Below are 21114 nucleotides of genomic sequence, written 5' to 3'. Positions count from 1 at the left end.
CAAGGAGAAGCACCTGATGAAGGAAGTGACCGTCTCGGCTGAAGCCGTGGAGGCCGTGCGACCGGTGGAGTTGCAGCCGGACGCGCTGGACGAGCAGTTGATCGGGCAGCTGCTGGACCGGGCCCGCGTGAGCGGACTGCAGCTCACCGGTGCCGGCGGCCTGCTGCAGCAGCTGACGAAGAAGATCCTGGAATCCGCCCTCGAAGGCGAGATGACGGACCACCTCGGCTACGAGAAGCACGATCCGTCCAGGGCCGGCAGTGGGAACTCGCGCAACGGCACCCGGTCCAAGAGCGTGCTCACCGAGGTCGGCCCGGTCGAGATCGAGGTTCCCCGCGACCGCGAGGGCTCGTTGGAGCCGCAGCTGGTCCGCAAGCGCCAGCGGCGCCTTTCCGGCGTGGACGAGATGGTGCTCTCGCTGTCCGCCCGCGGTCTGACACACGGTGAGATCTCCGCGCACCTGGCCGAGGTCTACGGCGCGGAGGTGTCCAAGCAGACCATCTCGACCATCACCGACCAGGTCGTCGAGGGCATGGCCGAGTGGCAGAACCGGCCCCTCGATCCGGTCTACCCGGTGGTGTTCATCGACTGCGTGCACGTGAAGCTGCGTGACGGCCAGGTGTACTGACCACGGAGGTTGGTGACAGGGTTCACGGCGTGGTGATCTTGAAATGAGTGAGGGCCTTCTGGCTCGGTGTGGATTGCGACATCTACCCGGCGACCAGAAAGGCCCTCATGCCACACCGTAACGCACCGCTGACCGAGACCGGACGCCTGCGCCTGGCCCGCTGCGTGGTCGAAGACGGCTGGCCGCTGCGACGGGCCGCGGAGCGCTTCCAGGTCTCACCGACCACGGCCAAGCGCTGGGCGGACCGCTACCGCGCGCTCGGCGAGGCGGGCATGAGCGACCGCTCCAGCCGCCCGCACCACAGCCCGCGCCGCACCCCGACCCCGGACCGAACGCAGGATCATCAAGGTCCGCGTCCTGCGACGATGGGGACCGGCCCGCATCACCTACCTCCTGCGGCTGAACCCGGCCACCGTCCACCGCGTCCTGACCCGCTACAAGCTTGCCCGCCTCGCGCACCTCGACCGCGCCACCGGACGACCGATACGACGCTACGAGCACGGCGCGCCAGGCGAGTTGGTCCACGTGGACATCAAGAAGCTCGGCAACATCCCCGACGGCGGCGGCCACCGGGTGCTGGGCCGCCCCGTCGGGAAGAAGAACAGCTCCGGCGCCGGCTACAGCCACCTGCACAACGCCGTCGACGACCACTCGCGTCTGGCCTACAGCGAGATCCTCGCCGACGAGCGCAAGGAGACCGCTGCCGCGTTCTGGACCCGCGCCCAAGCGTTCTTCGCCCAGGCTGGGATCAGCGTCCAGCGGGTGCTGACCGACAACGGCTCCTGCTACCGCTCCCGGCTATGGCGCGACGCCCTCGCGGCCGGCGGGATCACGCACAAGCGCACCCGTCCCTACCGGCCGCAGACCAACGGCAAAGTCGAACGCTTCAACCGCACCCTGCTCGACGAGTGGGCCTACGCCAGGCTCGCGCACCGGACGTCGCGACGGCCAACGGGCTGGACGTCGGTTCAGCGGGGCTCACCGAACCAACGTCCGAGCGCCGGTTCCAGGTCGTCCGAGCTGCCGGCCCAGCAGACATAGCCGTCCGGCCTGATGAGCATGGGTTCGGTGCAGGCACCTTGCCCCACCCGGTCCACTCGGTCCGACCACGGGCAGGTGACCTCGGCGAGCCCGTCGGCCGGATCGAGCAGGACACCGCGTCCGGACCGCAGCAGTTCGTGCAGCCGGGCCGGGCCGAGGTCCAGGTCCGGCGACGGCAGGCCGATGAGCGGATGCGCCTCGGAGCCCGGCATCGGATAGCGGATACCCATCCCGGACAGCACGTCGTCGAGACGGTACTGGACGTCCCGAAGCCGGGTCATGTCCGCGAAGAGTTCTTTGGCCGCCAGCAGATCCGGTTCGCGAGTGCCCTCCCAGTCCATCAGCAGGCTCTGCGCCTGGACGTTGCGCAGCACAGCGGCCGCGACCGGGTGCCGTTCCGCGTGATACGTGTCCAGCAGCTGCTCCGGTGCCCAGCCACGCACGGCGGCGCCGAGCTTCCATCCGAGATTGAGCGCGTCCTGCATCCCGGTGTTCATGCCCTGGGCACCGATCGGAAGGTGGATGTGGGCGGCATCGCCCGCCAGGAACACCCTGCCGTGTCGGTACTGCGCGACCTGCCGGGCCGCGTTGGTGATGCGGCGGGCGTAGCACAGTTCGAGCAGTTGCACCCGCGATCCGTACACGGTGCGCAAACCGTCGCGGATCTCCTCCTCCGTGACCGGGACCTCCCTGGCCAGCGACCGGCCCGGTCCGCCGAGGGCGAGCCTGCGCAGTGGCCTGCCCTGCGCGTCGGTGCCGAGCGGGAACACCTGCGCCCAGTGCCCGCCCTCACTCCACGCGTGCGTCGTCAACTCCTCGTCGCCGCTCAACCGCACGTCGGCGGCCACCACGGTCACCGTGCCCGGTCGACCGGGGAACTCCGCTCCCAACAGCGACCGCACCGTGCTGTGGGCGCCGTCCGCGGCGGCGAGGTAACGGGAGCGGACGCTTGAGCCGTCGGCGAAGGTCGCGGTGACTCCGCTCTCGTCCTGGGCGAGGCCGACCAGATCGCGGTCCCACCCGACGGCGATGCCGTGTGCGGCGAGGTGCTGCGCGAGAACCCGTTCGATCACCACCTGCGGCACGGACCGCCACGGCAGGCGGTGTCGGCCACGGGTGAGCGGCAGTGGGATACCGGCGAAGTGAGCGGTGCTGTCCTGGTGCATTCCCAGGGCCAGCAGCGGTTCCAGCAGGCCGCGCTGGTCGAGTGCCTCCTGGGTGCGAGACTGCACGCCACCTGCCTTGGACGACTCGCTGCGCCGCGAGAGCTTGTCGACCAGCATGGTCGACACCCCCGCCAGCCGCAGTTCGTTGGCCAGCATCATTCCGGTCGGGCCCGCGCCGACGACGAGCACATCGATGTCCATGGGTTCTTCTCCCTGCGTGTGTGGATCAGGACGGGGTCAACACTCCGCCGGCCGGGCCACTCGAGCCAGAAAAGCACTCGACTGCGTCGGTATCTGACTCTGAGTAGGGTGTTGTCGGTGGAATCCGACTACGACGAGCTGGATCGACACCTCGTGCACGCCCTGCAGATCGACGGTCGCGCCCCGTTCAGCACCATCGCCGGGGTTCTCGGCGTGTCGGATCGCACCATCGCCCGCCGGTACGCCCGGTTGCGGTCAACCGGGGCGGTCCGGGTGATCGGCGGGGTCGACCCGACCGCGCTGGGCGCAGTGGTGTGGTTCCTGCGGGTGCGCTGCGCGCCCGCCGCGGCGCTCCCGGTGGCCGAAGCGCTGGCCAGACGCCCCGACACGTCCTGGGTGAGCGTCACCTCCGGCGGCACCGAGATCACCTGTGCGGTCCGCGCCGAGAGCGAAGCCGACAGCGAGGCGCTGCTGCTAGCTAAGCTCCCCCGCACGCCCCGCGTGGAGGGAGTGACCGCGCACTCCGTGCTGCACACCTTCTACGGCGGCCCGGACAGCCTCATCGCCAGACTCGGCCCGCTGGAGGAGGAGGCGATTGAACGGCTGCGCCCGCCTGCGGTACCTCATCGACCGGGGCCGATGCGGCTCGATGACGGCGACCGGAGGCTGCTCGCCGCACTGGCCGTCGACGGTCGGACCGGGTTCGAGCAGTTGGCTGCGGTGACCGGCTGGTCACCGACGACGGTCCGGCGCCGGATGAGCGAACTGCGCGGGCGCAGGTTGCTGTACTGGGACATCGACGTCGATTGGAGCCTGTTCGGCGTCGGCACCCGCACCCTGCTCTGGCTCTCGGTCACCCCCGCGAAGCTGGCGCAGGCCGGTCAGGCACTGGCCGAGCATCCGCAGGTCGCGTTCGCCGCCGCCACGACCGGGCCGACCAACCTCTACGCGAGCGTGGTGTGCGCGAACCAGCGGGAGCTGTACCGGTACCTGACCACCCGAGTGGCCGCGCTGCCGGCCATCACGCACATCGAAACGGCACCGGTGATCAAGACCCTCAAGCAGGCCGGGAACCAGAGGTAGCCCCTGGGCAAACCGTTGTGAGCCCTGGTGGTTGAGGGAGATCCGGCGTTCGTGGAAGAGCAGTAGGGTCTCGCTCGGCCGTGGGGCCGGTCCGTAGCCGACGAGCCGTTCGAGAAGCTCGGCGACGGCGGCTGCGGCCGTTGCCGTGGTGTAGGCGACGATGGCGGGCTCGACGCCGGGCAGCGCTGGGGCGTAGCCCTCCTTGGCCAGCTGGAGCTATTCCTCGGCGGCGCGTTCTTGGGCGGCTGCCAGCGCGGGAGTGACCCGTCCGCGGCACAGCAGGCAGGCGGCGCCGGGGTGGAGGACGGTGATGTGGCTCGCCTGGCACCGGCACCCCCACTCCCCTGCCCGACGGCTCCTCCATCGCCGAGTACCATCAGCGCGTCGTCGCCGCGGTCCGCGTCGGTGGCGAAGCCGTCGCCCCTTCTACGGCCACCCGAATCCCTGACCCCTCAAGGGGTGCCGGAGCTGACGCTGTGAGACCGGTCCGCCTCCGCTCGGGGGCTCGGGAGCGGACCGGTCTCCCCCTTACTGTGCGGGGCCGTCCACCGTCGCGCCGCCTGGACTGGTCCGGATCGGCGCCGGCCTTCTTCCCCATAGACCGTGCGAGGCCGGGAGTAGCCCGGTCAGGGCGTGTCACCGGACCAGTCCCAGCGGCGCGGGTCGGCGGGCCGCGGCTCGTAGTGGGCTCGGCCGCCGGGTCCGAACGCGCCGATCTCCGTGGACAGTGCGGCTCCGTCGGCGAGGCGCTCGTGGTCCCAGCCGGTGACGTCCAGGAGGAGGCCGTCGAGCGGGCCGCCGACAAGCTCGCGGTATTCGTGTCCCAGGCGAGGGCCGGGGTTGGGGTCGTCGTGGTCGGTCCCGTAGACCCGGCCGCGCAGCAGTTGCTCGTCGTCCATCACGCCAGCGTCCCAGCCGGCACCGACAAAGTGGCCGCGACCGGAACGAAGCCCGTGCGGCCGGTACCGTGACCCGATGACCAGTCAGCCGCGCCGCCGCCCGCTTCACATCCGTCCGTCCGACGGTGTCGACGAACAGGTCCCGGACGCCACCGGCCGGCGCCGGCTGCCGGCCGAAACGCTGCAGGCCGTGACGGCGCCACCACAGCCGATCACGCCCTTCGTATTCGGGGCCCGACGGCCGTTGGCCGCTCCTGCTCGCACCGCCCCGGAGGAGGCAGCGCCGTAGGCCGTGGTCCCGCTCTGGGCCGCTAACGTGCGGACCTGCTCAGAGGCGGCGCAGGACCGCCACGGGGGTGGTCAGCCGGCGCCCGGCGTGGGTCTCCGCCACCCGGCCCGCCCGCCCGGGGACGGCAGTGGTGTCCATGTGCTCTGACGTCCTTTCCGTTGATCTTGACCCTAGCCTCGGGCGCTGACACCGGGCACGGACGGACGGCCGGCACCGCTAGCTGATCGGCACGCCGCGGGCCGGGTCTTGGCGTTCGCGCGCGCGGTGGTCAGCGCGGCGGGGCGCAGTGTGCCGGTGCCCCAGCGGTTGTTGGCCTTGTCGAGGACGGGTTCGAGGCGGCGCTGGTCTTCGATGGTGGGGTCGAGGGTGAGCTGGGTGTGGGCGTGGGTGGCGGGGGTGAGGTGGCCCGCGCGGGAGGTGAGGGCGCGGATGCGGGCGCGTTGGAGGCCGAGGCGGGTGTGGATGGCGCAGAGGGTGTCGCGCAGGGCGGGGGTGTGGTGGGTGGGTTCGTGCAGGGTGCGGGAGCGGGTGGTGGTGGAGCGCCGTGGCAGCCGCCCTGTACCGGTTCCGGATGGCCAGGGCCGAGCAGCTGCCACCGCTGCAGGCTATTCATCCTTTCTCCCGGTATTACGTTCGAAGACCACGAGGAACGGCGATACGTAGCCGCTTGCCTCAACAGGCGTCGCATGGCCCGTGAGGACCAGCGAAACGCCAGCTGCAAGCGCCGAGCAGTACATCACCGCCCGGACGACAGGACCTGACGGAAGCTGACCTCGCCTTGGGCGACGCGCGGGTGAGGTCGACGTCTCAGACATGCTGAACATGGTGTCCCCTCAGCCGGGTTGACGGTGCTGCCCACCTCACTGAACTTCCTGGAACTGCGCACGCGAACCAATGAAGGGTTCCGAGCTGCGCGTGACTCCCGGCGGCCTCACTCAGCAGTGATACCCGCGCGCGCCGGGCGTGACCTCCTGCCTGAGGACCCCACACGTGGCCAAAAGTCGGAGAGGAGCGACGAGACGTACGTAGATTCGACTGGCGTGGCTGGACGGAGTGCAGAGAACGGAGCGCGGGTGCAACGCGTCTTCCGCGTTGCAGCGTTGCACCCGCTCAGGCTCCTGACGTTGCTCCAGTGGTTGGGGTACTTCTCGGCATGGTGCAGCCGGATGCGCCACCAGGGGCGCAGCGGGGCGGTGGATCCGTTCGGGTAGGCCTTCGCGTGGACGAACGCGGTGCGCTGCTTCGGCACCCGCTTCGCCGCCCGCGCTACTTGGTCGTCGGCCTGGCCGTCGCCGTGCTCGCTGTGCTCCTGGCTCACCGTCCCTGCTGGCCCGCGCGGCGCCTGTATGGCGCTGTGACAGGTCATGGTCGTGCGGTGGTCGGGTTGGTGTCTTGAGACGCCTTTGCCCTGGCAGCACTCGCTTCGCGGGTTTGCGACGGGGAGAGGGATACTCCGTACGGGGTCTGCCGGAGCCGGCCAACGGACCCGGCTCCGCGCGTTGACCACGCATCCACGGGCCTTCCCTCACAATCAGGGTGATACATCACTACATGCTCCCAATTCGCACTGAAGGACCCTCGGTTTCCATGGATGTGCGGGGACTTCGGTCCCGGGGCCGCTTCGGGTGCAGCGATGTGCAGCGGGATCGGTCACCGCGCGGATCCGAGGCAACGGTGGTGCTGCATTCCAACCACGGACCGCTCATCACGGTCCGCTCCCCCATCCTCTGATTGCAAGGAGAGCGGTCATGCCCGACACGCCACCGGTAGAGCCATCCGCATGCCGTCCGCGCCCGTATCGACGAGGTCAGCGGGCCGTCGCCTGTGCCGGTGCCGCCGGTCTGGCCCTGGCCGGCCTGGCCGCGGCCGCCCCGGCCCACGCCGACACCCTGCCTCCCGGCTGCATTCAGACCAGCACCACCCCTGTGGCCACCTTCGAATGCACCGCCGGGCTGGCCCGGTACTGGGCCCTTTCCGGCCTCGACACCGTCGTCACCATCACGAACACCACCCAGGGCGCCCCCGGTATCAGCCACACCGGCACCCTCGCCTACACCGGCACCGGCACCTTCACCCTGAACGTCACCGGCGGCGACGGCGGTGCCGGCAGCGACGGCGGTAGCGGTAATGAGGGCCTCATCACCATCGCCGCCAGCGCCAACACCAGCACCATCACCGTCACCGGCGGTCGGGGCGGCGACGGCACCCCCGGCGTCAACGGAACCACCCCCGTCGTGGGCGCCGGCGGTAACGGTACCGCCGGCGGCAACGGCGGCGACGGCGGTCGCGGCAACCTCGGCGACATCATCGTCAACAGCGCCGCCGCCGACACCGCCGTGACCGCCATCGGCGGCAACGGCGGCACTGGCGGCGACGGCGGTGACGGCGGCACTGGCGGCAACGGCGGCAACGGCGGCCGTGGCGGCAACGCAGGCAACGGCGGCACTGGCGGCAATGGCAACAACGGCACCATCAACGCACCCGCCGCCATTGTGACCACCGCCGGTGGCAACAGCAGCGACGGCGGCCGCGGCGGCCACGGCGGCCACGGCGGCGACGGCGGTAGCGGCGGTGACGGCGGCAACGCAGGCAACGGTGCCGGGGGCCTCAGCGGCAACACCCGTACCATCACTGCCACCTCCGTGACCACCACGGGTGGCAACAGCGGCTTCGGCGGCAACGGCGGCACTGGCGGCGGCGTCGGCTTCCGTGGCGCCAACGCAGGCAACGGCGGTAGCGGCGGTAGCGGCGGTAGCGGCGGCAACGGCAGCAGCGGCGGGACGATCAACGCTTCCACCGACAACGCCAACACCGGCGGCATCGGCGGCAATGGCGGCTTCGGCGGCAATGGCGGCATCGGGTCGGTCATTAGCGGAGGCAGCAACGGCGGCAACGGCGGCAATGGCGGCAACGGCGGCAACGGCATCTGCCAGACCACCGTGCCTGCCAACGCAGTCAACGTCGGCGGCGTTGGCGGCGTCGGCGGCGTCGGCGGCTTTCGAAGCTTCACCACTAACGGCACCGATGGTACCGCCGGCACGGACGGCGCACCCGGCAAGCCGACCTGCTGACCTGCTGACCTGCTGATCGACGGCGGGGCCCAGGCCTGGTTCCCGTCCGGTCCTCCGCATCGTCATGTTCCCGGATCGACCCCGCGGGGCACCAGCTTCGGTGCCCCGGACCGGGGCCGGACCACGGCGGCTACCGCGGTTCCTCGTCCGCTGCCGGAAGGACGACGTGGCCGCCGAAGCGGTTGGCCAGGACGGCGTCCCGCTTCGCCTTGAGGACCCACTCCTGACGAGCGGACAGGTTGGGCTTCGAGGCGAGCACACCGCTGAAGCGCGCCGAGGAGGAGCAGCAGGCCGGCGCGGTGTTGAGGTGGGTCTGGAGGATCAGGTTCTGGAGGCGGCGGGCGGTGGGCAGCTCGCCGCGGCAGGTGTTGACGGTGAGGATCTTGCCGGGCAGCGGCTGCTCGCGGGTGGGCTGCCAGCGCACGGCGATGCCCAGGCCGTGTGGGCCGGGTTCCAGCACCGCGCCCGGGCGGCCGTCCCAGGCCCGGACGACCTCGATGTCGGCGGCCGCCAGTGCCTGGACCGTCCGGTCCCACAGCGAGGGGAGGCCCTCGGCAGCGGGGGCGGGCTGGGCGGTGGAGTGGTGGTCGAGCGGCGCAAGCTGGCCCTGGGGCAGTGCGGCCGAGCATACGGAAGCAGCTACGTTCATGAGCACGCCTGCTTGCGATGCGCCATGCTCCGACCCGACCCCGCCGAACGACCCCGGCTCATCGAGATCCGCGACAACCTCATCGACCGCATCGCCGAGGCCAAGCGGGAAGGCTGGCTCGGCGAAGTCGAAGGCCTCGAAACCAGCCTTGCTGGCGCCAACGACAAGCTCGTCCAGATGGACGCCGCCACAGCCCGCGCGCCGTCGGCGGTCGACCTCGGGATGCCCACCTTCGACCAGATCGCGGGGCGCGCCACCGACAGCCGACGGTCGACACCGTTCTCCAGTTCATGAGCGACAGGTCAAGCGTCCCAAGGCCCGCACCATGCGTCGATCGCTTCTCTGGAGCTGCCCGCCCAGGCGGCCGCAGTTCCGCGCGTATGTGGAAGCGCATCGACCCACCGTTCCCAGGGGCCGTCCGGAGAAATGAATTGCTCGGCATGACGTGTGCCCAACTGGGAATCCAGTCTCATGAGAGCCCCAAGGGCGGGTCCCTGGTCATACCGGCATTCCAACTGTGGAAGATAACGGTTCAAATAGGACACAAGGATGTCTGCATCGTCCTGGGTGCCGAACCGAGCGAGCGCAAAGCAGTAGCCCTGACCTGCATGGGTGAGTTCGCTGGCCAGGAGGAGGTCCCCGATGCGTTCACGCCATTCAACCGCCGGGCGACACCGACCAACCACGCTGCGGTCAGTCGGGAACGCCATTCATATCCAAGGAGTGCCCTGATCTCCTGGTCGCTCGCCTGGAGAGAATCAGCTTGCAGCGAATCTACGAAGGCAGCTCTCGCCTCCACCGCAAGGCGGAGGAAATTACCCCCCAGCAGTTCGAGGTATCGCCGTTCGCCAGCGACATATCGGGCCACGACGTGCCCCTGGCCGACTTCCTGAGGATGCTGCATGCTCATCGCCGCATCATGACCTACCCAGGAGACAGCCCCACCAGCGGGGTCCCAGAAGCTCCAGTCCATAGTTCGGAGAATCCGAGTCGCTGATCACCTGGCCGCGATCACTATCATGACCAGGCGCCTCACGCGGCGCTCATCACGCCGGACCGGTCAGCCAGCCTCGCGCGAAGCCCAGCGGGACTGACGGCCGACGCGGTCCCCACCGGGACCGCCCCCCGGGCTCGACCGCAGACCGGATGCCCGCATCTCAACTTTCCCACCGCTGTCACCGGCCCGTCAGCGGATTCGCCTGGTTCCGGGGCCGACACCGGGCACGCGGGCGATCGAGACGCGGCCCTCGGCTTTCACACAGCCGAGGGCCGATTCGTCCGGCGGACCACACACGACGACAGCGCGGCGGACCTCAGGGGCGGGTTCAGCTGTGGAGGTCGCAGCCGCCGCGGGTGCTGTCGGCGCAGGCCGTGCTCGGACTGCGTCTGGACCTCGGCCGGCGCGGTCATCGCGGTCCTCCGTCGCCTTCAGCCTCGAGCGGGCCGTCGGCCGTCGGTGCGGCGGCGGCTTCCTCGGCCTCGGAGGGCGGGAGCGGGCGCAAAGTGACGCCGTCCGCGATCACCCATGCCGAGGCCTTGTCCTCGCCCCAGCGTGCGAGGGCGATCCACGGCAGTCCGGGTCCGGGCCTGCGGCGGGCGGTGACCAGGGCCGAGGCCCATGCGCCGCCCACACGCAGCCAGGCCAGGCGCCAGCAGCGCTCGGTCTCCTCAAGTGAGGGTGGGCCGGCGAGCTCGCGCGGCACCACGACCGCGTCCCGCCACGTGCCGGAGTACGGCGTGGCCGCGGGGGCGGGGCCGGCGGGTTCGGGCAGTGGCCTGATCCGCTCCTCGTCGAACAGGAACCAGGCCCACCCCTCGCTGCCGACACCGAGGCCGTCCTGGGCCCAACACACGGGTGGCGGTTCCGGTGAGCGTGCCGCCCGCCTGGAGGTAGGCGACCACCCTGCGGTGGGTGCGCCTCCACTCCGGGTCGAGCCGCCACATCGGGTCCAGGGCGTCCAGCTTCGCCTGCTGCTCCTCGGCCAGGCCGGGGTCCTTGCGCTGGCGGTCCATCCGGCGGCCGATGTTGTAGTCGTCCAACACCGCCCTCTTGGGCGTGGCCAGGTCACCGTTGAAGTGGTGGTAGGCGGTCGCGTAGGCGAAGCCGCGCTCCCAGGCGTGGGCGGTCTTGCTCCAGATCATGCCGATGGCGTCCAGCTCGGAGCGCCGGGCCGGGCTCATGGCACCGGTCTCGTTGAGGTGGCGCTGGTTGCGCAGCCAGGTGCGCAGCTCGCGGTTGTCCTCGGTGTTCGGGGGGTCGAGGTGACCGTGTCCGCGGTAGAAGTCGGTGGCGACGCCGAGCATGTGCTCGAACTCCTGCTGCCGGGGGAGAACATGCGGAGCTTGAGGCTGCGCAGGATGTCGCCCCGGTGACGGGTGGCGTCGATGCGCAGCCAGGCGAGCGGCTCCTCTTCGGGCGTGGCAGCGTCGCCGCTCTCTGCGTCGTCGGCGTCGGTACGGCGGGAGTCCGTCTTGAGGACGTGGTCCTGCTGGCGGTGGGTGCGCAGGTCAGCGACGCGGCCGACGACCCGGGAGTCGACGCTGGCGAGCGCGCGCAGGACATGCAGCACCGGGGTGTAGGCGGAGGCGCTGACCGCCTGCTCGGCCTCCTCCTGCACCTGGGGGCCGGCCTGGCCGACGATGGCCGGGTCGGCGGTGGGCAGGTCGTCGGCTTCCTCGCCGTCCGCGTCGGGGCTGGGGATGTAGACCGGGATGATGATGTACGCCACCTTGCCCTCTTGGGGCTTCTGGCGGACGGCCCGGCCGAGGGCCTGGACGATGTCGACGACGGAGGTCTTCGGGTCGGCGAACACGACCGCGTCGACTGCCGGCATGTCGATGCCTTCGGCGAGCAGGCGGGCGTTGCACAGGATGCCGCACTCCTCGCCTTCCTCTCCCGGCGGGCTCGGGTGTCGGTGATGTCGGGTTGGATGAGCACGTGACTGTCTATGACGTAGCCCGCCAGCTCCCCAGCATCGCCGACCTGCGGGACAAGTGCCGTTCGCTGGCGATACTCGATGCGATCCTGAGCCCGGACTGGGAGGGCCGGTACTACTCCTTCAACGCCGGTTGGGCCGACGGTGAGGAGATGGCGTCGATGCGCAACGGGTCGGGAGACAAGTACTCGATCGTGTTCTCGGGGGCCGGGGCCTATGTGCGGGGCTTCGATCACGAATCGCCGATGAGCCCCTTCAGAAACGATGGCGAGGTCTGGCCGGGAGTGATCGACGAGGTCCCCGAGCTCTTCAGGCCCTTCGTCGAGGAGCCGGCGTTCACCGACGAGGACGACGTGCCGGTCGTGACGGCCTGCTTGTGGCGGGGGCCGACGGACGAGCGGTGGCATCACGGGACGATCGACTTCCCCGAGGGTGCTGTCGATCCTGACGGGGCGACGAGCCTGTTCGGCCTCCTGGTCGACCGTTCTCCGGAAGCCTTCCAGCGTTTCGCCGAGGACTACTACGAGGTCACCATCAACCTGGGGGCGGTGACCCAGGTCCATGCCTTGCGGCCGCTGAGCCAGGAACTCATATCGTTGCTGAACCCTGAGGTCAGCTTGGCGGACCTGGCCCAGGACATCTCCGAGATCGGCTATCCGCAGCTGGACCAGGAGTCGGTCTGAACGCCCTGCACGACGACAACGGCATCCGTGGCACCCTGGTACGGCAGGAGCCCCTGCGCCAGGTCCCCTTCGGGCCCACCCGCTCAGTCCCGTTCGCCGGCGGGCTGCTCCAGTCCGAACCCCGTCGCGCCCTGGCTGTCGCCGCAGGGGGCACGGTCACTGCGGCCGCCCTCGCCACCCCGGACAGGCTCGGATGGGCCATGGACCGGAACTACCGGGAATCCGGCCGGTTGAACGTGCTCACCCTGCCGAAGATGACCTACGAGTACTACCGCCTGGTGGACCAGCAGATCCTGCCGCGTCCCCGGCCCGTGGCGGCACCGCGTGGCGCCACCATCTTCGGCGGGATTCGCCTGGCCCCCGGTGCCAACCCGGCCTTCCCCCTCCAGGGCTCGCCCCGGGAGACCTCGCAGGACACCTTCAACCTCGACTGGTCGGCCTCGACTCCGGAGGCGGACGCCTATCAGGCGCTCGCCCGGATCTACAGCGCCTTCGGACTCCCCGGCCGCAAGAACCCCTACGTACGCGGTGAACCCGAAACTAGGTGACCATCACCCGAGCTGTGCCGAGGCGGACTTGCAAGCCCTCGGGAATGAATCTCAGGATCTCGTGGCTGTCGATCAAGCCGGGGTGGTCACAGCTGCCCGGCTCCGCTTGTGCAGTTTTGAGGGAGTGCCAGCAATATGACCGTCACACAGCCTGCCGCCGAGCGCGTGCGCGTCTCCGCAGAACCCGACTGGTACGAGTCGGCCGGTATCTCGCTCGGCGTCCGGGTCGGGAACTTGGTTTTCACATCAGGGCAGGCGCCGATCGATGCTCAGGGAGCCACGGTCGGGGCCGGGGACTTCGAGACGCAAGCCCGTCAGGCGCTCGCGAATCTGTCGACGGTCCTCACAAACGCGGGCTCTAGCCTCGCCGAGGTAGTCAAGGCGACCGTGTTCGTCACGGACATAGCGCAGCAGGACATCTTTGCCAAGTTGCGCGCGGAACACTTCCCGGACAAGCCTCACCCCGCGGAGTCGTTCGTAGAGGTCTCCTCACTCGCCAACCCTGAGTGGATGATCGAGATTGAGGCCATCGGACTCGTCCGGTGATGCCGGGTACTCACAGGCTCCTCGGCGGGTTTACTGACATCGGCGCTTCAGGGTGATGGTGGTGGGAGGTCGAGGGAGAGCCCGGTCCCGGCAAGGAAGCCGTCAAGGATGTCGGAGCGGTACTGCAGTCGTTTGAGGCGGTTCCGGACGAGGATTTCGAGTCGGTCGAGGGCGACGCTGGCGAGGTTCGCCAGACTTCGTTTGACGTGGGCCCACAGGTATTCGACCGCGTTCAGCTCGGGGGCGTATGCGGGCAGGACGAACACCGCGAGCCAGTCCCGTGCGCCGATCAGGTCGCGCATGGCGTGGGAGACATGGGTGTTCAGGCGATCCCACAGCAGCACGATCGGTGCCCTGACCAGGTGGTGTATCCCATCGATCAGGCTGATGTAGTCGTGTTCGGACAGGCATCGGCGTTCGCCCTTGCGGCCGCTGTGTCGCAGGACGCGGTGGCACAACCGGGTCCGCGAGCCCGGTCGCATCGCGAGCAGCCCGGCGACCGAGATCCGGCCGGAGCCCCGCCCGCAGACCTTCACGACCGGGGTGATGCCGCGCCGTCCCCACGTGCGTCCTGTGGGCGGTCTGCGGGTGAACCCGGCTTCGTCCTCGAAGCAGAGCCATCCGTCGCAGGCCGCCCGGGCGCTTTTACCTCCGCCCAAGTCGCCTCCCTCCACGCGGTGACGGCCCGCTCGTCGCGTTCCGCGGCCCGCCGCACGGGGACCTGCGAGGTGAAGCCGAGCCGACGCATCAGACGGGTGGCCCCCGAGGCGCTGTAGGACACGTGGAACTTGCGGCCGATCAGCGTCGCCACCCGCGCGCCGGTCCACACCTGGTCCTGGTCCCAGCCGTGCGCGGCCGGCCCCTGCCCGAGGTACTCGGCAAGCTTCTCCCGGCACCGGGCCGACAGCTTGCACCGCTGTCCACCCGGCCCCCGTGAAGCCAGCGCCCCGGCCCCGTCCTCCCGCCAGGCTTGGTGCCACTGGTAGGCCGACTTCGCGGTCACCCGCAACCTGCGGGCCACCTCCCCCGGCGGGACACCTTCGTCGAACAACGCGGCGGCCTCCAGTCGCAACGCCTCGCGGCACTGACGTGCCTTCGCCGTCAGCCCGCCCCCACCCGCATAGCGCATACCAACGGCATAACACTCAAATGATGGTCAGTCAGCTACACAAACAGGCCAATCACCTTGAAGCACCGAGGTCAGTAAACGCCAAGGTCAGAGGACGAGGGTGCGCCAGCCGCGGGTGATCTGGTCGTCCAGGGCAGTACGTTCGACGGCCTGTCCGGCCAGCAGGGCGAGCAACGCACCGCCGTCCGCCGGACGGGCACTCGCATCCCGGGCGAGAGCGCGCTCCACGACCGCCGCCAGACCGGGGTCGAGCGCCCGGACGGCCGCGAGCGAGTGGTCCTCCGGGCCGAACTCGACGATCTTCCGGATCACCGCCGGGCTGCTGGTCGCCGCGAACGGGCTCGCGCCGTGGGCCGCGCACACCACGCAGCAGCCCCAGGCCCAGACGTCCGCCGCAGGACCGATCGGTCCGTCGCCGAACTGCTCCGGTGCCATGTAGGTCAGCGTCCCCGGTCCACCGCCTGTCCGGGTCAGCCGAGTCGCGTCGACGATCATGGCGATGCCGAAGTCCAGCAGCTTCGGGCCCGCCGTCGTCATCATGATGTTGGCGGGCTTGAGGTCCCGGTGCACCAGACCACTGCGGTGCACCCCGTCGAGGGCGACGGCGAGCGCGAGGGCGAGCGCTCGCAGCGCCTCCGGTGAGCGGATCGGGCCCTGTTCACGCAGGTACGCCTCCAGCGGGCGGCCGTCCAGCAGTTCCATCGCGATGAACGGCGTGCCGTCCGCGAGCCCGGTGTCCAGGACCCGCGCCGTGTACACGCCCGGGACCATCGCCAGCACCTGCGCCTCGCGTTCGAAACGCAGCCGCAGGTCGTCGTCGTCCACCAGCTCCGGGTTGAGGGTCTTCAGCGCCACCTGCGTGGCGGACCCCTGGCGCCGGGCCAGGAAGACGGTGCCCATCCCGCCCGCCCCGATGCGTCCGAGCAGCTGGTACAGCCCGATCGCTCGCGGCTCGTGCGCCCGCAGCGGCTGGCAGGGGATCACCGGCACCACCGGCGCGGCGGCGTGAGCGTCCGGCTGCGTCGGGAAGGGAACAGGGACGGGCGCCTGTGCGCCGAGCGGAACGGTCTGCGGGGAAACGGCGGGACGGACCCGCGCGGGCGCGCGCAGCAGGGCACCGGTCGCGATCAGCGACACCAACTGCCAGGCGATCAGGCAGGCCAGCACCAGGAACGGCAGCACCAGGCAGACCGCCACCCGCGCCGCCAGCTGCCACACCAGCTCCCAACGCGACCGGGCGCTCTCCTGCGCGGTCAGCGGCATGCGCACGCGGACGGCGATCCACTGGGTGAGGAGCCAAGGAAGGAGCCACCCGATCGCCAGCACGACCCCGAGCTCCTGCGCGATCTCGGTGCTCGACGCAGGCATGGGCGTGAACAGCCTGGCCTTGTAGATCGTCGAGAACGGCCACGGCGCGTTCTCGACGAAGTTCATGGCATGGCAGTGCTGGCCGCCGAAGAGTCCCGGGATGAGGTTCTTGTAGGCCAGGGCCAGGAAGCCGGTGACGGCAATGGTCAGCAGCACGGGCAGCAACGGCTCGAAGCGAGCGGCCCCCTTCGGCCGTGGCAGTTCGGCGCCCGGCGGTGTGAACACCCGAGCCCGCCGACTGCGCAGGTGCGCCATGAACACCGGGATCGTCAGCACACGCAAGAGTAGCGCCGCGACCACGACCAGCAGCAACGGAACGACCAGGTACGGATTGTGGCTCCAGTCCGCCCACGCCGGCCCGAGTCCAGCCGGTATGGGCCCGCTGGTCCACTTCTCGTACTGGCACACGTCGTCCATCGCGACCTCCCCGTTCGTCGAGCTCCCCGGCCCGGGCCGGTCGGATCATACCGATGGCCTGATGTCCCGTCAGCGCGTCTCCGACGCCTCGGCAAGGCGGGATGGTCCGGGTAGTACGAGAGCGCGGCCAGAGACGGACCGTCCGGACCTGCTGCGCCCCGCTCCAGCCTGGTGTGGATTGTCGTGGGGATAGCAGTGGGGTATGCCTTGGAGTGGCAGTGGGTTGGTCAGGAGATGCGTCAGTTGGAATGACGAGGGCGAGAGTTGGGGTCACGGACCGCGACCGTCTCGGCGAGGAGACGGTCTGCCAGCTCCCGGCTCGCCGGGGAGAAGATCACGGCCGCGGCCGATGGTCGATGGTCAGTCAGAAGCCGTTGCTCTATCGATCTTGGCGGGAGTGAGTTCGAGTTCGCCGACTCGGTCGGGTGATCCTCTGGTCAGCTGGGCATGAAAGTGGGACCTCCCGCACAGCTCGTGGGTGTCGAATCCAACCGAGCAACAGGAGGCCCCCTGGGGCTGCAGTCTTCCGTGTCTGCCTCTTGTCGTTCAACTCTGCACCCCTGCCGTGCGATTGTCTCGCTCACCGGTTCGGGAATGCCGGGGACCGCCCGTACCCCTCCGACATGAGCGACGCGGAGTGGGCGGTCGTGCGTGACTCGATTCCCGTCCCTGCCTGGCCGGAGGGCCGGGGCGGGCAGCCGGACCGGCGACTACGAAGGCCGCACCGACCCCTCCGAGGCGGTGATCCGGTGGTCGATGAGCATGGTCATGAGTCGCCGGCTCGCCCGGCGAGCACGCTGAACATCCCCGGGCGTTCCTCCGCGAGCCAGCCGCGTGCGGCAAGGCGCTTCGCCTTCGACCGCACTCCCTCGACCTTCGCCGCGATCACCTCCAGCCCCAGTGCCGCCGCGAGCTGCCGACAATCCATCACCTCCCCGCTCTCCGCCAGGATCGCCACGAGCCGCCGGTAGTCCGGCGCCAGGCGAATCGAGACCGAGCCCTTCCCGCCACGTCTGCACAATCGATCCGGGCACCGCGCCGGCGACAGCGACCCGCGCCATCCGTTCACCGGCGGCCACGGCTGGCGGCGCCTCGCCGCCGGCGCGGGGCCCAGACAGGACTTCGGCCACCTTCTCGCGGGCGACCACCAGCCGCTCCCACACGGCCTCCGCCTCCCACAACTCGGTCGGAAGAGCCTCCACTTGCTGCTGAGCGGCACGCTCGCGCTCCTCCAACAAGCCCCATCACCGACGGCATCCAGCACCTCCACCGAAGAGACGACACGACACACGGTCTCTCCCGCCGAGGCGCCGATCTCATGCCTGACCAGCGGAAACGCACTTCTGACTATCGGAAAGGAAACGGCTTCTCAGTGTGCCCTCTCGCAATTGCAAGTGCCCGCTGTCCTGTTGCCGGACGGCTGCCTGACCCCCTGCCAGCGGGATGACAGCGGTCTGCCGGCGAGGTGCGGAACCGTCTGACATGTCGGGCGGTACACCGCGACCGAGGAGCGCGGACGACCGCCCGGCCCGTTGACGAAAGGGCTCTCGCGTGACTCGTACCTCCCCTCCCACCGGCCCGGTCGCAGGACGGCGCCGGCCCAGGGCCTTCTGCACCACAAACCGACGGGAGGTAGGCTCCTGGCGGCTCGTCGCCAGTGCCGCCGCGACCGCGCTGCTGGCCGCGGTGTGCCCGGCAACTGCGGTGGCTGCGCCGGACACCGTCCCGGTGCCGCGACTCGCCTGGGCGGCGTGCGCGGACGACTTCGAGTGCGCGACGGCCCGCGTCCCGCTGGATCACCACGACCCGCACGGCGCCGGGATAGACCTCGCCGGCACCCGGCGCAGGACCGGGCCCACCGGATCGGCTCACTGTTCTACAACCCCGGCGGCCCGGCCGCGGCCGGCACCACGGCCTTGCCCATGATGCTCGGGCAGTTCCCCGAAGAGGTGCGCCGGCGCTTCGACATCGTCAGCTTCGACCCGCGCGGCACCGGTGGCAGCGCTCCCGTCCGGTGCTTCGACGACCCGGCGGACGAGCAGGCCCTGCTGGCGGGCACGGCCGCCGGCTACCCCGAGGGCGCGGACCAGCAGCACGCCTGGGCCGACGCCTACCAGCGCCTGGCCCGGCAGTGCGCGGCCCGCAACCCCGATCTGCTGGCGCACATCTCCACCGCGAACGTGGCCCGGGACATGGACCTGCTCCGCCGGGCGGTCGGCGACCGGCAGCTCAGCTACCTGGGCACCTCGTACGGCAGCTACCTCGGCGCCACCTACGCCAACCTGTTTCCCGGCCGGGTCCGCGCGATGGTCCTCGACAGTGCCCCGGACCCGGTCGCCTGGTCGACCGGCCGCGGAGACCAGGCCGCCACCACGGGCGCCCTGCTGCGCAACGGCAGCGACGTGGCCACCGCCCGCGTCCTGGACGCCTTCCTCGACCAGTGCGGCCAGGCCGGCCCCCAGACCTGCGCCTTCTCCACCGGAACGGCCGCCGCGACCCGGGCCAGGTACGGCGAGCTGCTGCAGCGGCTGCGCACCCGGCCGGTCGCGTTCAATGGGGGGACCTTCACCGCCGGCTCGGCCGTGGAGGCGACGATCATCGCGCTGTACGCCACCAATCCCGTCGCGAAGCTGCCCATCGGCTGGACCGGGCTCGGCGCCACGCTCCAGGGACTCTGGAGCGCCACCGATGCGTCCGCCACGCAGACCGCACCGCTGCCGCCCGTCCTGCGCCAGTCTCCGGACCAGGCGCTCGCGGTGGTCTGCTCGGACAGCGCCAACCCGCCCGCCGCCGCCGACTGGGCCGCCCTGGCCGAGCACGCCCGAACCCGCTCCGGCGAGACCGGCCCGTACTTCGCCTGGGCCGACGAGCGGTGCGCCGACTGGCCCGCCCGCGACCGCGACCGCTACGACGGCCCGTGGGACCGCCGCACCTCCGCGCCGAGTACGCGGCCGAACGCGCCGGGGAGGAGGAGACGCCCGAGGACCGCGACGCGGCCCGGATCCGGCTCATGGTCTGGTACCTCGCGGCGCAGGAGAACTGCAGGACGGCTTCCTTCTTTGGCCATGCACTCGAAGGCGTGCTGGAGGAGACGCCGCCCGCGCCCGTCTTCGACGGGGCGAAGGCGGCCAAGTGGTGGTGCACCCGGGAGCTGGCGAACATCAAGGAGGTGGTCCGGCAGGCCACCCGGTCGTCCCATCCCGACCTCGCCTGGCGGATCACTGTCGGCCTGGCCGGATACGACACCCTGTGCTTCTGGACCGGGGAGACCGACGATCTCAGGGCCATGGCCCTGGACTCGGCCCGTGAACACGGGGACCTGCTCGGCCAGGCCTGGATGTTGCAACGGGTCGGCGTGGCCCACGGGATGGCCTACCGCAACCAGGAGGCGATCGCGGCGCTGCAGGCCGCCCTTGAGGTGGCCGAGAAGATCAGCCGCAGGGACATCGCCCTCGGCGCCCTGAGGAACCTCGCGGTCGCCCACAACCACGCGCGGGACGGTGCGGCAAGTCTCGCCTACGTGCGCAAGGCCGTCGAGCTTGAGCCCACGATCGCAGACGAGGGCCTCATCGTGGTGACCATGGCGGTCCCCCACCTGCTCAAGGAGGACTTCCTGAGGGCCGAGCCGATGTTCCGACGCGCGCTGCGGATCTGGCGCGACCACCGCAATCTCCACAACTGCGCGGTCACGCTCTCGAGCCTCGGCGACACGCTGCGGGGCCTGGGGCGTCGGGAGGAAGCCCTCGCCGCTCTCGCGGAGGCTCACGGCATCCAGGAGCAGCTGGGCAACAGCGGCGACCTTGCCGGCTGCCTCGTGACCACCGGCCGCACCCATCTCCACTTCGGCGATTGGAACGAAGCCCGGACCTGCTTCCAGCAGGCCTTCGACATCGCCTGCGAGTACGACCTCGGCGCGCTGATCGCCCAGGCTGGCGAAGGCCTCGCCGAAGTCGACCGGCTGCGCGCCGCCGCCGACTGCGCCGGGGGCTGACGCGAGCAGCCGCTCGGCACCGGCCGGGACCCGCACCCGGCGGTCGGGTGCGGGCCCCGGCTGACGGCGGGAGACCTCCCTCGGCGCCGGAGGGACGGGTCAGGACCCGTCGGACGGGCCTGAGCGCGCTCAGTCGCCGATGGGCCCGTCGGGGAGGCGGTCGGCGAGGTACGCCGCCAGGTCGGGGGCGTCCGGGGGCGAGGAGGTGACGGACCCAGACGCGGCGTTCGTATTCCATGGTCGGCAGTTCCCACACGCAGCCGGCGTACGGCGTGGTGTTGACGGCCCAGTGGGTGAGGTCGTCGTCGGGGCAGCCGAGGTAGGGCTCGCCGGCCGCGGCCGTGCGGGCGTGGACGACGTTGCCCCAGACCGAGGCGTACACGCAGAGGTAGAGGGCGCCCTTGCCCTCGTGGAGGACCAGCCAGCCGGCGGGCGGCATCTCGCCGTCGGCATCGGGGAGCATCGTCGC

The 21114-nt window shown here is 70.6% G+C and carries 20 protein-coding genes and 4 pseudogenes; 11 read left to right on the top strand and 13 right to left on the bottom strand.

Features of this window, described 5'->3' with window-relative positions; all coding sequences use genetic code 11:
• Positions 1-16 precede the first annotated feature (16 nt).
• Positions 17-622 (top strand): annotated as a pseudogene (locus PUR71_RS07430) (transposase); the annotation flags it as partial.
• A gap of 113 nt (positions 623-735) precedes the next feature.
• Positions 736-1669: pseudogene (locus PUR71_RS07425) on the top strand (IS481 family transposase).
• On the opposite strand, the gene PUR71_RS07420 reads toward PUR71_RS07425, so the two are convergent.
• Positions 1597-3036, bottom strand: coding sequence for an FAD-dependent monooxygenase (locus PUR71_RS07420; protein WP_329925540.1), 1440 nt, complete (start codon positions 3034-3036; stop codon positions 1597-1599). The pseudogene PUR71_RS07425 and the gene PUR71_RS07420 sit on opposite strands and share 73 nt — an antisense overlap.
• Positions 3037-3153: 117 nt before the next feature.
• Between PUR71_RS07420 and PUR71_RS07415 the strand changes: the two genes are divergently transcribed.
• Positions 3154-4119 carry an Lrp/AsnC family transcriptional regulator gene (locus PUR71_RS07415; protein ID WP_329925539.1) on the top strand — a complete coding sequence of 322 codons (966 nt, stop codon included), beginning with the start codon at positions 3154-3156 and terminating at the stop codon, positions 4117-4119.
• A 626-nt stretch (positions 4120-4745) separates the two neighbouring features.
• Here the strand turns inward: PUR71_RS07415 and PUR71_RS07410 are convergent.
• Positions 4746-5018 (bottom strand): hypothetical protein, encoded by a 273-nt coding sequence (locus PUR71_RS07410; protein ID WP_329925538.1) that lies wholly within the window; start codon positions 5016-5018, stop codon positions 4746-4748.
• 76 nt (positions 5019-5094) lie between these two features.
• On the opposite strand from PUR71_RS07410, the gene PUR71_RS07405 reads away from it, so the two are divergent.
• Positions 5095-5307: a hypothetical protein gene (locus PUR71_RS07405; protein ID WP_329925537.1), complete on the top strand. Its 213-nt coding sequence runs from the start codon at positions 5095-5097 to the stop codon at positions 5305-5307.
• A gap of 170 nt (positions 5308-5477) precedes the next feature.
• Here PUR71_RS07405 and PUR71_RS07400 read toward each other — a convergent pair whose 3' ends face one another.
• On the bottom strand, positions 5478-5903 hold the full coding sequence (locus PUR71_RS07400; protein WP_329925536.1) for a DinB/UmuC family translesion DNA polymerase: 426 nt from the start codon (positions 5901-5903) through the stop codon (positions 5478-5480).
• A gap of 1152 nt (positions 5904-7055) precedes the next feature.
• Here PUR71_RS07400 and PUR71_RS07395 point away from each other — a divergent pair.
• Entirely contained in the window at positions 7056-8378 is a 1323-nt protein-coding gene (locus PUR71_RS07395; protein WP_329925535.1) for a hypothetical protein, read from the top strand.
• Positions 8379-8508: 130 nt separating this feature from the next.
• Here PUR71_RS07395 and PUR71_RS07390 read toward each other — a convergent pair whose 3' ends face one another.
• The gene (locus tag PUR71_RS07390; RefSeq protein WP_329925534.1) at positions 8509-9027 is read right to left on the bottom strand and encodes a hypothetical protein; all 519 of its coding nucleotides are present in this window, start codon (positions 9025-9027) and stop codon (positions 8509-8511) included.
• A gap of 24 nt (positions 9028-9051) precedes the next feature.
• On the opposite strand from PUR71_RS07390, the gene PUR71_RS07385 reads away from it, so the two are divergent.
• Positions 9052-9321, top strand: a complete 270-nt coding sequence (locus PUR71_RS07385) for a hypothetical protein (protein WP_329925533.1) — start codon at positions 9052-9054, stop codon at positions 9319-9321.
• Between the two features lie 8 nt (positions 9322-9329).
• Here PUR71_RS07385 and PUR71_RS07380 read toward each other — a convergent pair whose 3' ends face one another.
• The 5 genes and pseudogenes from PUR71_RS07380 to PUR71_RS07365 all read right to left on the bottom strand — a co-directional run bounded on the left by PUR71_RS07380 (position 9330) and on the right by PUR71_RS07365 (position 11897).
• Entirely contained in the window at positions 9330-9656 is a 327-nt protein-coding gene (locus PUR71_RS07380; protein WP_329925572.1) for a DUF6000 family protein, read from the bottom strand.
• Positions 9560-9931 (bottom strand): DUF6000 family protein, encoded by a 372-nt coding sequence (locus PUR71_RS07375; protein WP_329925571.1) that lies wholly within the window; start codon positions 9929-9931, stop codon positions 9560-9562. The genes PUR71_RS07380 and PUR71_RS07375 overlap by 97 nt, the downstream gene beginning before the upstream one ends.
• Positions 9932-10433: 502 nt before the next feature.
• Positions 10434-10880, bottom strand: a complete 447-nt coding sequence (locus PUR71_RS07370) for a hypothetical protein (protein ID WP_329925532.1) — start codon at positions 10878-10880, stop codon at positions 10434-10436.
• A gap of 106 nt (positions 10881-10986) precedes the next feature.
• Positions 10987-11289: pseudogene (locus tag PUR71_RS41175) on the bottom strand (helicase associated domain-containing protein); the annotation flags it as partial.
• Positions 11205-11897: a helicase-related protein gene (locus tag PUR71_RS07365; protein WP_329925570.1), complete on the bottom strand. Its 693-nt coding sequence runs from the start codon at positions 11895-11897 to the stop codon at positions 11205-11207. The gene PUR71_RS07365 and the pseudogene PUR71_RS41175, both read right to left, overlap by 85 nt.
• A 68-nt stretch (positions 11898-11965) precedes the next feature.
• Between PUR71_RS07365 and PUR71_RS07360 the strand changes: the two genes are divergently transcribed.
• The 3 genes from PUR71_RS07360 to PUR71_RS07350 all read left to right on the top strand — a co-directional run bounded on the left by PUR71_RS07360 (position 11966) and on the right by PUR71_RS07350 (position 13740).
• Positions 11966-12646 (top strand): hypothetical protein, encoded by a 681-nt coding sequence (locus PUR71_RS07360; RefSeq protein WP_329925531.1) that lies wholly within the window; start codon positions 11966-11968, stop codon positions 12644-12646.
• Between the two features lie 200 nt (positions 12647-12846).
• Positions 12847-13194 carry a hypothetical protein gene (locus tag PUR71_RS07355; RefSeq protein ID WP_329925530.1) on the top strand — a complete coding sequence of 116 codons (348 nt, stop codon included), beginning with the start codon at positions 12847-12849 and terminating at the stop codon, positions 13192-13194.
• 135 nt (positions 13195-13329) lie between these two features.
• Positions 13330-13740, top strand: coding sequence for a RidA family protein (locus tag PUR71_RS07350; protein ID WP_329925529.1), 411 nt, complete (start codon positions 13330-13332; stop codon positions 13738-13740).
• A gap of 47 nt (positions 13741-13787) precedes the next feature.
• Here the strand turns inward: PUR71_RS07350 and PUR71_RS41170 are convergent.
• The 3 genes from PUR71_RS41170 to PUR71_RS07330 form a co-directional block, all read right to left on the bottom strand.
• Positions 13788-14869, bottom strand: a protein-coding gene (locus PUR71_RS41170) for an IS630 family transposase (protein ID WP_443077405.1) whose coding sequence is annotated in 2 segments (ribosomal slippage) — positions 13788-14381 and positions 14384-14869 — 1080 coding nt in all. Because the reading frame shifts where the segments join, the coding sequence is not laid out codon by codon here.
• A gap of 87 nt (positions 14870-14956) precedes the next feature.
• Positions 14957-16654 (bottom strand): serine/threonine-protein kinase, encoded by a 1698-nt coding sequence (locus PUR71_RS07335; RefSeq protein WP_329925527.1) that lies wholly within the window; start codon positions 16652-16654, stop codon positions 14957-14959.
• A gap of 766 nt (positions 16655-17420) precedes the next feature.
• Positions 17421-17612 (bottom strand): hypothetical protein, encoded by a 192-nt coding sequence (locus PUR71_RS07330; protein ID WP_329925526.1) that lies wholly within the window; start codon positions 17610-17612, stop codon positions 17421-17423.
• Positions 17613-18576: 964 nt separating this feature from the next.
• Between PUR71_RS07330 and PUR71_RS41165 the strand changes: the two are divergent.
• Positions 18577-18960, top strand: a pseudogene (locus PUR71_RS41165) (alpha/beta fold hydrolase); the annotation flags it as partial.
• On the opposite strand, the gene PUR71_RS07320 reads toward PUR71_RS41165, so the two are convergent.
• Entirely contained in the window at positions 18927-19433 is a 507-nt protein-coding gene (locus tag PUR71_RS07320; protein WP_329925524.1) for a hypothetical protein, read from the bottom strand. The pseudogene PUR71_RS41165 and the gene PUR71_RS07320 overlap by 34 nt on opposite strands.
• Positions 19434-19571: 138 nt before the next feature.
• Here PUR71_RS07320 and PUR71_RS07315 point away from each other — a divergent pair, with 138 nt between their 5' ends.
• Positions 19572-20645, top strand: a complete 1074-nt coding sequence (locus PUR71_RS07315) for a tetratricopeptide repeat protein (RefSeq protein WP_329925523.1) — start codon at positions 19572-19574, stop codon at positions 20643-20645.
• Positions 20646-21114 lie beyond the last annotated feature (469 nt).

The organism is Streptomyces sp. SP17BM10 (assembly GCF_036322405.1).
Lineage (GTDB): Bacteria > Actinomycetota > Actinomycetes > Streptomycetales > Streptomycetaceae > Kitasatospora.
The sequence above is the reverse complement of the archived record's forward strand: the minus strand, read 5'-3'. Positions and strand labels throughout refer to the sequence as shown.